The sequence below is a fragment of the Noviherbaspirillum denitrificans genome, from assembly GCF_002211445.1.
GTDB lineage: Bacteria > Pseudomonadota > Gammaproteobacteria > Burkholderiales > Burkholderiaceae_D > Noviherbaspirillum > Noviherbaspirillum denitrificans.
The window spans coordinates 1,702,804-1,716,781 of the sequence record NZ_LSTO01000001.1; the positions used below are offsets into that span (position 1 = coordinate 1,702,804).

17 protein-coding genes are annotated in these 13,978 nt (G+C 62.1%); 16 read left to right on the top strand and 1 reads right to left on the bottom strand.

The window, feature by feature from the left end; translation table 11 throughout:
* On the bottom strand, window positions 1-983 hold a 983-nt coding region (locus tag AYR66_RS08495), incomplete at its 3' end, for a sigma 54-interacting transcriptional regulator (RefSeq protein ID WP_170942285.1).
* Between the two features lie 342 nt (window positions 984-1,325).
* Here AYR66_RS08495 and AYR66_RS08500 point away from each other — a divergent pair.
* The 16 genes from AYR66_RS08500 to AYR66_RS08575 all read left to right on the top strand — a co-directional run bounded on the left by AYR66_RS08500 (window position 1,326) and on the right by AYR66_RS08575 (window position 13,830).
* Window positions 1,326-1,583, top strand: coding sequence for a phenol hydroxylase subunit (locus tag AYR66_RS08500; protein WP_088707140.1), 258 nt, complete (start codon window positions 1,326-1,328; stop codon window positions 1,581-1,583).
* A 54-nt stretch (window positions 1,584-1,637) separates the two neighbouring features.
* Complete coding sequence (locus AYR66_RS08505) at window positions 1,638-2,630, top strand: aromatic/alkene monooxygenase hydroxylase subunit beta (RefSeq protein WP_088707141.1); 993 nt, start codon at window positions 1,638-1,640, stop codon at window positions 2,628-2,630.
* Between the two features lie 9 nt (window positions 2,631-2,639).
* Entirely contained in the window at window positions 2,640-2,909 is a 270-nt protein-coding gene (locus AYR66_RS08510; protein WP_088709691.1) for an MmoB/DmpM family protein, read from the top strand.
* A gap of 24 nt (window positions 2,910-2,933) precedes the next feature.
* Entirely contained in the window at window positions 2,934-4,484 is a 1,551-nt protein-coding gene (locus AYR66_RS08515; protein WP_088707142.1) for an aromatic/alkene/methane monooxygenase hydroxylase/oxygenase subunit alpha, read from the top strand.
* A 69-nt stretch (window positions 4,485-4,553) separates the two neighbouring features.
* Window positions 4,554-4,913, top strand: coding sequence for a phenol hydroxylase subunit P4 (locus AYR66_RS08520; protein ID WP_088707143.1), 360 nt, complete (start codon window positions 4,554-4,556; stop codon window positions 4,911-4,913).
* Between the two features lie 12 nt (window positions 4,914-4,925).
* Window positions 4,926-5,987 carry an NADH:ubiquinone reductase (Na(+)-transporting) subunit F gene (locus tag AYR66_RS08525; RefSeq protein ID WP_088707144.1) on the top strand — a complete coding sequence of 354 codons (1,062 nt, stop codon included), beginning with the start codon at window positions 4,926-4,928 and terminating at the stop codon, window positions 5,985-5,987.
* 1 nt (window position 5,988) lies between these two features.
* Window positions 5,989-6,312, top strand: a complete 324-nt coding sequence (locus tag AYR66_RS08530; RefSeq protein WP_088707145.1) for a 2Fe-2S iron-sulfur cluster binding domain-containing protein — start codon at window positions 5,989-5,991, stop codon at window positions 6,310-6,312.
* Window positions 6,313-6,355: 43 nt separating this feature from the next.
* Window positions 6,356-7,282: a catechol 2,3-dioxygenase gene (locus tag AYR66_RS08535; RefSeq protein WP_088707146.1), complete on the top strand. Its 927-nt coding sequence runs from the start codon at window positions 6,356-6,358 to the stop codon at window positions 7,280-7,282.
* A gap of 1 nt (window position 7,283) precedes the next feature.
* Window positions 7,284-7,718 (top strand): GlcG/HbpS family heme-binding protein, encoded by a 435-nt coding sequence (locus AYR66_RS08540; protein ID WP_088707147.1) that lies wholly within the window; start codon window positions 7,284-7,286, stop codon window positions 7,716-7,718.
* A gap of 30 nt (window positions 7,719-7,748) precedes the next feature.
* Complete coding sequence (locus AYR66_RS08545) at window positions 7,749-9,203, top strand: 2-hydroxymuconic semialdehyde dehydrogenase (protein WP_088707148.1); 1,455 nt, start codon at window positions 7,749-7,751, stop codon at window positions 9,201-9,203.
* Between the two features lie 11 nt (window positions 9,204-9,214).
* Window positions 9,215-10,048, top strand: coding sequence for an alpha/beta fold hydrolase (locus AYR66_RS08550; protein ID WP_088707149.1), 834 nt, complete (start codon window positions 9,215-9,217; stop codon window positions 10,046-10,048).
* A gap of 22 nt (window positions 10,049-10,070) precedes the next feature.
* Window positions 10,071-10,853 (top strand): 2-oxopent-4-enoate hydratase, encoded by a 783-nt coding sequence (gene dmpE, locus AYR66_RS08555; protein ID WP_088707150.1) that lies wholly within the window; start codon window positions 10,071-10,073, stop codon window positions 10,851-10,853.
* A 17-nt stretch (window positions 10,854-10,870) separates the two neighbouring features.
* Complete coding sequence (locus AYR66_RS08560; protein ID WP_088707151.1) at window positions 10,871-11,782, top strand: acetaldehyde dehydrogenase (acetylating); 912 nt, start codon at window positions 10,871-10,873, stop codon at window positions 11,780-11,782.
* Between the two features lie 9 nt (window positions 11,783-11,791).
* Window positions 11,792-12,823 (top strand): 4-hydroxy-2-oxovalerate aldolase, encoded by a 1,032-nt coding sequence (dmpG, locus tag AYR66_RS08565; protein ID WP_088707152.1) that lies wholly within the window; start codon window positions 11,792-11,794, stop codon window positions 12,821-12,823.
* Window positions 12,824-12,839: 16 nt separating this feature from the next.
* Window positions 12,840-13,628, top strand: coding sequence for a 2-oxo-3-hexenedioate decarboxylase (gene dmpH / locus AYR66_RS08570; RefSeq protein ID WP_088707153.1), 789 nt, complete (start codon window positions 12,840-12,842; stop codon window positions 13,626-13,628).
* 10 nt (window positions 13,629-13,638) lie between these two features.
* The gene (locus tag AYR66_RS08575; protein WP_088707154.1) at window positions 13,639-13,830 is read left to right on the top strand and encodes a 2-hydroxymuconate tautomerase; all 192 of its coding nucleotides are present in this window, start codon (window positions 13,639-13,641) and stop codon (window positions 13,828-13,830) included.
* The last annotated feature ends 148 nt before the right edge of the window (window positions 13,831-13,978 follow it).

Below are 13,978 nucleotides of genomic sequence, written 5' to 3' on the forward strand. Positions count from 1 at the left end.
TCGTCGAGGAAGAGGGTGCCCCCTTCCGCCCGCTCGAACTTGCCGGTGCGCGACGCGTGCGCGCCGGTGAACGCGCCTTTCTCCACGCCAAACAATTCCGATTCAACCAGGTCGTGGGGGAGGGCGGCGCAGTTGATGGCGACGAAGGGGCGGCCGGCGCGCAGGCTCATGTCGTGCAGGGCACGCGCGAAGCGTTCCTTGCCCACGCCCGTTTCGCCGGTCAGCAGTACGGTCACGTTGGTCTTGGCAGCCTTTACGACGAGCTCATACGCGCGCTGGAACGCGGCCGAGCTGCCAATCAGGTTTTCCGTCTGGCGCTGCTGTTCGATGGAGGAGCGCAGCACTTCCACCTGCGTCTTCAGTTCAAGCAGGCGCGAGACGATGGAATCCGCTTCGTAATAGGGCGTATGTTCGGCGGCATCGTGCCACTCTTCCACCGGCTTGCCGATGATGCGGCAGTGCGACGCACCGCAGGCAACGCATTCGACCTCCTTGAACAGGATGAAGCGGCCCATGAAGGCCGTGGTGTAGCCGGATGCATAACCGAGCAGCATCCAGCAGACCGGCTCCTTTTGCGGACCGAATTCCTTGACGTGCGATTCGGCTTCCCAGGAGTTGTCCCATTCGAACTCGCCGTGGAAGGTGCCGGCCGCGACATCCATGTCGATGCGTACCGGCTTGACTTTCACGCTGCCCTCCAGCATGTGCAGCTGGGGGCCGACCACGAAGGCGTCGACCGGATTCTGGTCGCCGCGTAGTTTTCGCGCCAGTTCGGCGTCGCGCATCCCCGACGCATAACCCATGCGCGTCAATACGCGGCGCGCATGCTCGGGGCCGACTGAGCCGAGCAATTCCTTGCGCAGGCCGGCGAGGGCGGCCGTATGGACCAGCACCATGCGGTGTTCCGCCAGCCAGATCGTGCCGTCTTCCGCTGAAAACCGCACCAGGCGGCGCAGGTCAAGGTCCTTCGGGTATTTGATCATGTCGCCCCGCTTTCGAAAGTCAGGATAGCCGCCCAATTCTAACAAGTCGCGATTAATAATCTCGAGATTTTAAGTGATCATCAGAAATTATTGATCATTTGATGAAGTGATAACGAGGAAGTGATCATTTCAGCAGTTGACTGAAATCAATTCTGCGCATGCGGCATCGCAGCATTAAATTTCCTTTGTAAATCAATTCCTGCCCCGGCAGCGCGCCAGCGTTGAAGACAGCATTCTCCGCATCGCAGCAAACTCAAAAATCTCGAGATTATTTGCCGCACTCCGACATTTTGGCACGCCGGTTGCTAAATGCATCCCACCAAACAAGAAAGCGGTGGAGACATGAGCAGCAATACTTTTGATACGGCGCGCAAGTTCGTTCGCGTCATCGAGAAGAGGGACAACGGCATGGTCGAGTTCGAGTTCGCCATCGGCGAGCCGGAACTCTTCGTAGAACTCCTGTTGCCCGGTCATGCATTCGCCGAATTCTGTTCCGCCAACGCCGTCACCGTCCTCGACGGAGCATCGCCGCCGAATGGTGCCGAGGCCTCCGAATGGGACTGGAACCTGCGGCAGGCGACGCACCAGCGCTTCAAGTGAGTCCGAACCCGGCGCCGGGTTCCGGGCCGGCCATTACAACAGGAGGAGTCCGCAATGCAAATTGACCTACGTACCGTCAGCATCAAACCGCTGCGCCAGACGTACGACAACGTCGCCCGCCGCATCGGGGCCGACAAGCCGGCGTCACGCTACCAGGAAGGCACGCTCGACGCGCAGGCCACCGCCAACTTCCACTACCGCCCGCTGTGGGATCCCGACCACGAGCTGTTCGACGTCACCCGCACCGCAATCAAAATGGCGGACTGGTACGCGTTCAAGGATCCGCGCCAGCTCTACTACGGCACCTACACGCTGGCCCGCGCCCGCATGCAGGAAACAGCGGAAGGCGATTTCGAGTTCGTCGAATCGCGCGGCCTGGCGGCGGCGCTGCCGGAAGTGACACGCAAGCTCGCCCTCGACGTGCTGCTGCCGCTGCGCCACGTCGAATGGGGCGCCAACATGAACAATTCGTTCATTTGCGCCTACGGCTACGGCACCGCGATCACCCAGCCGTGCATTTACCAGGCGATGGACCACCTCGGCATCGCCCAGTACCTGACGCGCACCGGCCTGCTGCTGGAGAACGAGGCTGCGCTGGACGCCGCGAAGCAAGCCTGGCTCGCCGACCCGAAGTGGCAGGAACTGCGCCGCTACGTCGAAGACAGCTTCGTCGTGACGGACTGGTTCGAACTCTTTGTCGCGCAAAACCTCGTGCTCGACGGCCTGCTGTATCCGCTGGTCTACGAACACATCGACAACGCGCTCTCCGCGCAGGGCGGCCCGACCGTTTCCATGCTCACCCGCTTCCAGTCCGAATGGTTCGGCGAAACCCGCAAGTGGGTCGATGCCAGCATCAAGACCGCGGCCGTGGAATCGATGGAGAACAAGACGCTGCTGTCGCAATGGGCAAAGCAGTACCGCGACAAGGCGGCCGCCGCACTCGCACCGCTGGCACGGCACGCCCTCGGCGAACAGGCCGACGCCGTCATGGCCGAGCTGCAGGAAGAATTCAACGCCCGCGCCGCCAAGGCCGGCCTCGCGCTCTAAGGAGACATGATGTCCAACGTATTCATCGCATTCCAGACCAATGAAGAGACGCGCGGCATCATCGACGCGATCGCGGAAGACAACCCCAACGCCGTCGTCAACGAGCAGCCCGCGATGGTGAAGATCGACGCGCCCGGCAGCCTGACCATCAAGCGCGGCACCGTGGAAGAAAAGCTTGGCCGCGACTTCGACCTGCAGGAATTGCACGTGCACCTGATCACGCTGGCCGGCCACATCAGCGAAACCGACGACGAATTCACGCTGAGCTGGAAGCACTGAGCCGGCACACCAAGGAGACAAGACATGGACATGAAAGCGACCAAGAAGCTCGGCCTGAAAGAGCGCTACGCTGCGATGACGCGCGGCCTGGACTGGGAAACCACCTACCAGCCCATGGATGCCGTCTACCCGTACGACAAGTTCGAGGGCATCAAGATCCACGACTGGGACAAGTGGGAAGACCCGTTCCGCCTCACGATGGACGCGTACTGGAAGTACCAGGCGGAAAAGGAACGCAAGCTGTACGCCATCCTCGACGCCTTCAACCAGGGTAACGGCCACCTCGGCGTGACCGATGCGCGCTACATCAATGCGCTCAAGCTGTTCCTGACAGGTGTGTCGCCGCTGGAATACATGGCGCACCGCGGCTTCGCCCACGTGGGCCGCCAGTTCCGCGGCGCCGGCGCGCGCGTGGCGTGCCAGATGCAGTCGCTCGACGAGATGCGCCACTTCCAGACGCAGATCCACTCGCTGTCGAACTACAACAAGCATTACAACGGCTTCCACGAATGGCGCCACATGCATGACCGCGTATGGTACCTGTCGGTGCCGAAGTCCTTCTTCGACGATGCGATGACGGCCGGCCCGTTCGAATTCATGGTCGCGATCGGCTTCTCCTTCGAATACGTGCTGACCAACCTGCTGTTCGTGCCGTTCATTTCCGGCGCCGCGTACAACGGCGATATGGGCGCGATGGCCTTCGGCTTCTCGGCGCAATCGGATGAAGCACGCCACATGACGCTCGGCCTCGAGATGATCAAGTTCATCCTAGAACAGGACCCGGACAACCTGCCGATCGTGCAAAAGTGGATCGACAAGTGGACATGGCGCGGCGTGCGCATGCTGACCCTGGTCGGCATGATGATGGACTACATGCTGCCCAAGCGCGTGATGAGCTGGAAGGAAGCCTGGGAGGTCTACTTCGAGGAATCCGGCGGCGCGCTCTTCAAGGACCTCGCGCGTTACGGCATCAAGGTGCCGAAGTGCGTCGAGCAATGCACCGTCGACAAGGAGCACATCTCCCACCAGGCCTGGGCCACCTTCTACCAGTACGGTGCCGCTGCCGACTTCCATACCTGGATGCCGACGCCGGAAGAGATGGACTGGCTCTCCGCCAAGTACCCGAACACCTTCGACAAGTACTACCGTCCGCGCTTCGAGCATTGGGCGGAACAGGCGAAGCAGGGCAAGCGCTTCTACAACAAGACACTGCCGATGCTGTGCCAGTGCTGCCAGATCCCGATGCTGTTCACCGAGCCGGACGACCCGACCAAGATCTGCTACCGCGAGTCCGACTACAAGGGCGAGAAGTACCACTTCTGTTCGGACGGCTGCAAGGAGATCTTCGACAACGAGCCGGAGAAGTACGTCCAGTCCTGGTTGCCGGTGCACCAGATCTACCAGGGCAACTGCTTCGAGCCGGATGTGAATCCGGGCGCGGAAGGTTTTGATCCGCTGATGGAGGTGCTGCGCTGGTATCGGCTGGAGTTCGGGCGAGACAACCTCGATTTCGAAGGATCGGAGGACCAGAGGAACTTTGCGCAGTGGAAGCAGATGGCGACGTCGAATACGTAGAGAGTCTCCCCTCTCCCGCGTGCGGGAGAGGGAGTACCAAGCGCGCGACAACATTCAAGGAGACAAAACATGCCAGTCACAGCAGTCAAACCCTACACCGGCGAAGTCAAAGACAGCGCCGACAAATTTCACGGCAACCAGTTGCTCTACATCGGCTGGGAAGACCACCTGATGTTCTGCGCGCCCTTCGCCTTCCCGTTCCCGCCCGCGATGCGCTTCGGCGACATCGCCGAAAAGGTCTTGCCGGGCGCATTCGGCGAACACCCCGATTTCGAGAAGGTCGACTGGAGCAAGGCAGAGTGGTTCAAGTCGGGCAAGCCATGGTCGCCGGACTTCAACCGGTCGCTCGCCGACAACGGCCTGAAGCACAAGGATGTGATCCGCTTCCGCACACCGGGACTCACTGGAATCAAGGGATCCTGCAGTTAAGAGGGACGTGACATGAGCTACCAGCTGACCATAGAGCCGCTCGGCCAGACGATCGACGTCGAAGAAGGACAGACCATCCTCGACGCCAGCCTTCGCGCCGGCATCTACCTGCCGCATGCCTGCTGCCACGGACTGTGCGCGACCTGCAAGATCGATGTCGTCGACGGTGAAGTCGATCACGGCGAAGCGTCCAACTTCGCCCTGATGGACTACGAACGCGAAGAAGGCAAGACGCTTGCCTGCTGCGCCACGCTGCAATCCGATCTCGTGATCGAGGCGGAAATTGACGTCGATGCGGACGCACAGAACCTGCCGGTCAAGGATTTCACCGGCACCGTGCACCGCATCGTGAACCTGACGCCGACGATCAAGGGGGTATGGATCAAGCTCGACGACCCCGACGGGATGCAGTTCCAGGCAGGCCAGTACATCAACCTGCACATCCCCGGCGAAAGCATGACGCGCGCCTTTTCGCTTGCGAATGCGCCTTCGGAAACCGGCGAAGTGGAGCTCAATATCCGCCTCGTCCCCGGTGGCAAGGCGACCACCTGGATCCACGAGACGCTGAAGGAAGGCGATTCGCTCAGGCTGAGCGGGCCGTATGGCCGGTTCTTCGTCCGCAAGTCGGCCGGCGTGCCATCGATCTTCCTGGCCGGCGGTTCCGGCCTGTCGAGCCCGCGCTCGATGATCCTCGACCTGCTGGAAGAAGGTTCAGGACTGCCGATCACGCTGGTCTACGGCGCACGCAGCCGGGAGGAGCTGTACTACCACGACGAGTTCACCGCGCTGGCAGAGAAGCATCCGAACTTCAGTTACGTGCCGGCGCTGTCGAACGAGCCGGAAGGGAGCGCGTGGAGCGGATTCCGCGGTTTCGTGCACGAAGCGGCGAAGAATCATTTCGACAATGACTTCCGCGGCCACAAGGCTTACCTGTGCGGGCCGCCCGTCATGATCGACGCCTGCATCACGACCCTGATGCAGGGTCGGTTGTTCGAGCGCGACATCTACACCGAGAAGTTCTTCTCGGCGGCGGATGCGCAGCAGGTCAGGAGTCCCTTGTTCAAGAAGATCTGACATGGCCACCTTCACGATCACGATCGAGGACAGCGGCGAAACCTTTCGCTGCTCGGACAGGCAATCCCTGCTGGTGGGCATGGAATCGCTGGGAAAGAAGGGCATACCCGTCGGCTGCCGCGGCGGCGGCTGCGGCGTGTGCAAGGTCGCGGTGACGGCCGGCGAGTACCGGAAGCGCAGGATGAGCCGCGAGCACGTCACCGAGGAAGAAGAGGAGCAGGGCACCGTGCTCGCTTGCCGGGTGATGCCGGCCAGCGACGTGCGGCTCAAGGTAACAGGGATGATGAAAAAGAACGTGTGCCGTCAGGCATGCACGTCCGAATGATGATTGTTTTGATTAACCAGTCTGTACCCAGGAGGAGATAACCATGGCAATGACAGGCGTTTTGCGTCCGGGACATGCGCAGCTGCGCGTGCTGGATATGGAAGAATCGGTCAAGTTCTACACCGAGGTGATGGGCTTGCTGGAAGTGGGGCGTGACGACCAGGGGCGCGTGTACTTCAAGTGCTGGGATGAGCGCGACCACCACAGCGTGGTGCTGCGCCAGGCCGATCGCGCGGGCATCGATTTCTTCGGCTTCAAGGTGCTGAACAAGGACGTGCTCAACAAGTACGAGCGTGACCTGAAGGAATACGGCGTCAAGACCGAGCGCATACCTGCCGGCGACCTGCTGGAGACCGGCGAGCGCGTGCGCTTCCAGATCCCGACCGGCCACACCATCGAGCTCTATGCGGAAAAGAAGGATGTCGGCAACGGCATGTCCTACACCAACCCGGAAGCCTGGGTGCCGAACATTCCGGGCATCGCCCCGATCCGCATGGACCACGCGCTGCTGTACGGCGGCGACATCGACGGCGCGCATGACCTGTTCTCGAAGGTCTTCGGCTTCTCGCTGGTGGAACGCATCAAGCTGGAGGACGGCAAGACCGATCTCGCCATCTGGCTGACCTGTTCGACCAAGGCCCACGATGTTGCGCTGGTGCGCCACAGCGAGGACAACAAGCTGCACCACCTGTCCTTCCGGCTAGAGAGCTGGGAGCAGGTGCTGCGCGCCGCCGACCTGATGTCGATGCATCGCGTGTCGATCGACGCCGGCCCGACCCGTCACGGCGTGACGCGCGGCACGACGATCTACTTCTTCGATCCGTCCGGCAACCGCCTCGAGACTTTCTGCGGCGGCTACGACTTCTATCCGGACATGCAGCCGATCACGTGGACGTGGGAGGAAGTGGGCGCCGGCGTGTTCTACCACGACCGCAAGCTCAACGAGCGCTTCCTGACGGTGGTGACCTGAGATGGAAGTGCGGACTGCGATCCCCGGCATCACCTGGGAAGCAGCCAGCGCCGCCGCGCAAGCGGCGGTGCGGCATGCGGAGAAAAACGGCTGGCGCATCAATGTCGCGGTGGTCGACCGCGGCGGCAACCTGATGTCCTTCCTCCGCATGCCCGGCGCTTTCCTGCACTCGATCAATATCGCGATCGACAAGGCGTACACGGCGGCAGGCTTCGGTTTTTCGACCAAGGACTGGATGGCGGCCGTCGGCCATGACGACGGCATGAAGCTCGGCTTCTCCGCGCAACCGCGCCTGATCGTCTTCGGCGGCGGCTTGCCGATGCGGGTGGAGGAGGGCGGCGAATGGATAGGGGGCATCGGGGTGTCCGGTGCATCCGAAGCCCAGGATGAAGAATGCGCGCGCGCCGGAATCGCGGCGGTCGGTTTGCGGTCCTGACACTGATTGAAAGCAACGGAGAAAACTTAAATGAAGCAGATCAACAATTTCATCAACGGCGAATTCGTCTCGACCGAGATGATGTTCGACAAGCGCTCGCCGCTGAACAACGCGGTGATCGCGCGAGTCGCCGAAGCCGGCAAGGCGGAAGTCAACGCGGCGGTGCAGGCTGCGCAACGCGCGCTGTCCGGGCCGTGGGGCAAGATGGCTGTCAACGAGCGGGTTGAACTGCTTTATGCGGTGGCGAACGAAATCAACCGCCGTTTCGACGATTTCCTGGAAGCCGAATGCGCGGACACCGGCAAGCCGCGCAGCCTCGCCAGTCACATTGACATTCCACGCGGTGCGGCCAACTTCAAAATCTTCGCGGATGTGGTGAAGAACGTTCCCACCGAATTCTTCGAGATGGCAACGCCTGACGGCCGCGGCGCACTGAACTACGCTACCCGCTCGCCGGTCGGCGTCGTCGGCGTGATCTGCCCGTGGAACCTGCCGCTGCTGCTGATGACTTGGAAGGTCGGCCCGGCGCTGGCCTGCGGCAATACCGTGGTGGTGAAGCCGTCAGAAGAAACGCCGCAGACCGCCACGCTGCTGGGCGAAGTCATGAACAGCGTCGGCATGCCCAAGGGCGTGTACAACGTCGTGCACGGATTCGGCCCGGACTCCGCCGGCGAATTCCTCACCACGCATCAAGGCGTGAATGCGATCACCTTTACCGGCGAGACCCGCACCGGCACGGCCATCATGAAAGCCGCCGCCGAAGGCGCACGCCCGGTATCGCTGGAAATGGGCGGCAAGAATCCGGCAATTGTTTTTGCCGATTGCGATTTCGAAGCGGCGATCGAGGGCACGCTGCGTTCCGTGTTCGCCAACTGCGGCCAGGTATGCCTGGGCACGGAACGCGTGTATGTCGAGCGGCCGATCTTCGACAAGTTCGTTTCCGCGCTCAGGATCGGCGCCGAGGCGATGAAGATCGGCGTGCCGGATGATCCGGCCACGGGCATGGGTCCCCTGATCAGCCTCGAGCACAAGGCCAAGGTGCTGTCGTATTACAAGAAGGCCGTGGAAGAAGGCGCAACGGTTGTTACCGGCGGCGGGGTGCCGGACATGCCGGGCGATCTTGCCGGGGGCGCGTGGGTGCAGCCGACCATCTGGACCGGTTTGAGCGACAACGCGGCCGTCTGCCGTGAAGAGATCTTCGGCCCGTGCTGCCACGTCTTCCCGTTCGACAGCGAGGAAGAAGTGATCCAGCGCGCCAACGACACCACCTACGGCCTCGCCGCGTCGGTGTGGACCACCAACCTGCAGCGCGGCCACCGTGTCGCCGCAAAGATCGAAGCCGGGCTGGTCTGGGTCAACAGCTGGTTCCTGCGCGATTTGCGCACGCCGTTCGGCGGCGCCAAGCAGTCGGGTATCGGCCGCGAGGGCGGCGTGCATTCGCTCGAGTTCTATACCGAGCTGAAGAACGTCTGCATCAAGCTGTGAACGGAAGCGTCATGACTGCCAATCCTGAAATCGCCTACAGCATTCGCGCCAACGGCATCCTGACCAACTTCCACGACACGGGAAACGGTTTCCCGGTCCTGATGATCCATGGCTCGGGGCCGGGTGTGTCGGCCTGGGCCAACTGGCGGCTGACCATGCCGGAACTGGCCAGGCGCTGCCGCGTGATCGCACCCGACATGGCCGGATTCGGCTTCTCCGAGCGGCGGGAGGGTATCGCGTACAAGCTCGATACCTGGGTGGCGCAAGCCGTCGGGCTGCTCGACGCGCTTGATATCCAGCAGGCGGATGTCGTCGGCAATTCCTTCGGCGGCGCACTGGCACTGGCGATGGCGATTCGCCATCCGAAGCGCGTGCGGAGACTGGTGCTGATGGGCAGCGTCGGCGTGCCTTTCACTATCACCGAGGGACTGGACGCGGTCTGGGGATATGAGCCGTCGTTCGAAGCGATGCGGAACATGCTCGACATCTTCGCGTACGACCGCGCGCTGGTGAACGATGAGCTTGCCAAGGTGCGTTACGAAGCGAGCATCCGGCCCGGGTTCCATGAATCGTTTTCGGCGATGTTTCCCGCGCCGCGCCAGCGCTGGGTGGATGCGATGGCGAGCCGCGAAGAGTATATCCGCGCGTTGCCGCACGAGACGCTGATCGTCCACGGCCGCGAGGACAAGGTCATTCCCTTGTCGAACTCGCTCACGCTGTCGCAATGGATCACACGTTCCCAGCTGCATGTGTTCGGCCGTTGCGGCCACTGGACGCAGATCGAACATGCGGCACGCTTTGCGCGCCTGGTCGGCGACTTCCTGACCGAACCGCAGCAATCCTGATTTCAACCTTACGGACAAGACTATGGACAAGACCCAGATCGACAAGCTCGGCGACGAGCTCTACAACGCACTCTGCAGCCGCGAAGTGCTCACGCCGCTCACCGAGCGCCATCCGGACATCACGATCGAGGATGCGTACCACATCCAGCAGCGCATGACCGCGCGGCGCATGGAAAAGGGTGCACGCATCGTCGGCAAGAAGATCGGCGTCACCAGCAAGGTGGTGATGGACATGCTGAACGTGCACCAGCCCGACTTCGGCTACCTGCTCGACACGATGATTTACAACGAAGGCGAAACCATTCCGATGGACACGCTGATCCAGCCCAAGGCGGAAGGCGAAATTGCATTCGTCCTCAAGCACGACTTGATGGGCCCGGGACTCAGCAATGCCGACGTGCTGCGCGCGACCGAATGCGTGATGCCGTGCTTCGAAATCGTGGATTCCCGCATCCGCGACTGGAAGATCAAGATCCAGGACACCGTGGCCGACAATGCATCCTGCGGCGTGTTCGTGCTCGGCGACCGCGCGGTGGATCCGCGCAAGGTCGACCTGACGACCTGCGGCATGGTCCTCGAGAAGAACGGCGAAATTGCGGCGACGGGTGCTGGTGCTGCGGCACTGGGCAGCCCGGTCAACGCGATTGCATGGCTCGCCAACACGCTCGGCAAACTTGGCATCCCGCTCAAGGCCGGCGAAGTGGTGCTGTCCGGATCGCTCGCGGCAATGCTCCCGGTCAAGGCCGGCGACAACCTGCGCGTCACGATCGGCGGCATCGGCGGCTGCTCGGTGCGTTTCAATTAATTTCGAGGAAACCAGACATGAAAAAGATCAAGTGCGCACTGATCGGTCCCGGCAACATCGGCACCGACCTGTTGTACAAGCTGCAGCGCAGCCCGGTGCTGGAGCCGGTGTGGATGGTCGGCATCGACCCCACCTCCGAAGGCTTGAAGCGTGCGGCCGAGATGGGCCTGAAAGTCACCGCTGACGGCGTCGACGGGCTGCTGCCCTACGTGGAGCAGGACGAGATCCGGATCGCGTTTGATGCGACCTCCGCCTACGTGCATGCGGAGAACTCGCGCAAGCTCAACGAACTGGGCGTGATGATGATCGACCTGACGCCCGCCGCGATCGGCCCCTATTGCGTTCCCCCAGTCAACCTGCTTGAGCATCTCGGCAAGCGTGAAATGAACGTCAACATGGTCACCTGCGGCGGACAGGCCACCATCCCGATGGTCGCGGCCGTGTCGCGCGTGCAGCCGGTCGCCTACGGCGAGATCGTCGCCACCGTGTCGTCGAAGTCGGTCGGCCCCGGTACCCGCAAGAACATCGATGAGTTCACCCGCACTACCGCCGGCGCGGTCGAAAAGGTTGGCGGCGCAAAGAAGGGCAAGGCGATCATCATCATCAACCCGGCCGAACCGCCGCTGATCATGCGCGACACCATCCACTGCCTGACCGAGTCGGAACCGGACCGCGACACCATCACCGAATCGGTCCACCTGATGATCAAGGAAGTGCAGAAATACGTGCCCGGCTACAAGCTGGTCAACGGCCCGGTATTCGACGGCAACCGCGTGTCGATCTTCATGGAAGTCGAGGGCCTGGGCGATTACCTGCCCAAGTACGCCGGCAATCTTGACATCATGACCGCTGCGGCTGCACGCACCGCGGAAATGTTTGCCGAGGAAATCCTGCGCGGCAAGCTCGTCCTCCAACCTGTCGCCGCATAAGGAAAGACCATGACACTCAAAGGCAAGAAAGTCACCGTCCATGACATGACCCTGCGCGACGGCATGCATCCGAAGCGCCACCTGATGACGCTGGATGAAATGAAATCCATCGCGCAAGGCCTGGACGCAGCGGGCATCCCGCTGATCGAAGTCACCCATGGCGACGGCCTGGGCGGTTCGTCCGTCAACTACGGTTTCCCCGCGCATACCGACGAGGAATACCTGGGCGCGGTCATCCCGCTGATGAAGAACGCCAAGGTCTCGGCCTTGCTGCTGCCGGGCATCGGCACGGTCGACCACCTGAAGATGGCACGCGAGCTCGGCGTCAATACCATCCGCGTCGCCACCCATTGCACCGAGGCGGACGTGTCCGAACAGCATATCGGCATGGCGCGCAAGCTGGGCATGGATACCGTCGGTTTCCTGATGATGAGCCACATGGCGCCGCCGGAAAAGATCCTGGAGCAGGCGAAGCTGATGGAAAGCTATGGCGCGAACTGCATCTACTGCACCGACTCGGCCGGCTACATGCTGCCGGAAGACGTGAAGGCGCGCATCGGCCTGCTGCGTGAGAAGCTGAAACCGGAGACCGAGCTGGGCTTCCACGGCCACCACAACCTGGCGATGGGCGTGGCCAACTCGATTGCTGCTGTCGAGGTCGGCGCCAACCGCATTGATGCGGCAGCGGCAGGCCTGGGCGCGGGCGCCGGCAATACGCCGATGGAAGTGTTCATCGCCGTCTGCGCGCGCATGGGCATCGAGACCGGCGTCGATGTGTACAAGATCCAGGACGTTGCCGAAGACCTCGTGGTGCCGATGATGGATTTCCCGATCCGCATCGACCGCGATGCACTCACGCTCGGCTATGCCGGCGTGTACGGCTCCTTCCTGCTGTTCGCGAAGCGCGCGGAACAGAAATACAAGGTGCCGGCACGCGACATCCTGGTCGAAATGGGCAGGCGCGGCATGGTCGGCGGGCAGGAAGACATGATTGAAGACACGGCACTGACGCTCGCGAAGGCGCGCGGCCTCGCCGCATGAAGGAGGGAACAGCGGAATGAAACTTGACAAAAACACCATAGCCCGGCTCGCGGCGCATCTCGAAACCTGCGAACTCGAAGCGCGCGACACGCTGAAAATCACCGATGAATATCCCGACATGGACTGGGATGACGCGTACGCGATCCAGGATGAAATCAAGCGCCGCAAGGTGGCGCGCGGCGCACGCATCGTCGGCCTCAAGGCCGGCCTGACCTCGCATGCGAAGATGAAGCAGATGGGCGTGGAGACGCCAGTGTTCGGCTTCCTCGCGGATTACTTCGCGATCCCCGAAGGGGGCGAGGCGAAGATGTCGGAACTGATTCATCCGAAAGTGGAACCCGAAATCGCGTTCGTGACCAAGGCGCCGTTGCGCGGCCCCGGTTGTCATATTGGCACGGTACTCGCCGCCACCGACTTCGTGATGCCCGCGATTGAAGTGATCGATTCGCGCTTTCGCGATTTCAAGTTCGACCTGAAGAGCGTGGTCGCCGATAACTGCTCTTCATCGCGCTTTGTGGTGGGCGGCCGCATGGCGCCGGTCGACAACCTCGACCTGCGCACGCTCGGCGTGGTGATGGAAAAGAATGGCCAGGTCGTGTCGCTGGGCGCCGGCGCCGCCGTACTTGGGCATCCGGCGGCGGCCATTGCCATGCTGGCCAATCTCCTCGGCGAGCGTGGCGAAGAGATTCCGGCCGGTACGCTGATCCTGTCCGGCGGCATCACGGAAGCCGTCGCGGTCGAGTCCGGCGACAATGTCACCCTGCGCATCCAGGACCTGGGATGCGTCAACATGCGCTTCAGTTAAGGAGGAAACCATGCCCATTTGCCAGATCCATTTGCTCGAAGGCCGCACCGTCGAGCAGAAGCGCTTGCTGATCCAGAAGATCACCGAAGCGATGCACGAAGCCATTGGTGCGAAGCCGGAATCGGTGCGCGTGATTCTCACCGAGATGCCAAAAGAACATTTCGGCATCGGCGGGAAGAGTGCGGGAGAGCTGGGACGCTAGGTAGATCGCGCGCAATCGGGGTAGCCCGGTTGCGCGACTTGCAAGAAACATGATAGCCTCGCTTTCGTGTCGTTATACACATTCGACTTCGTGTCGAAATTCGATCGGGAGAGAACGCCGGCAACTGCCCGGCGGCGCCGAAGGAGCA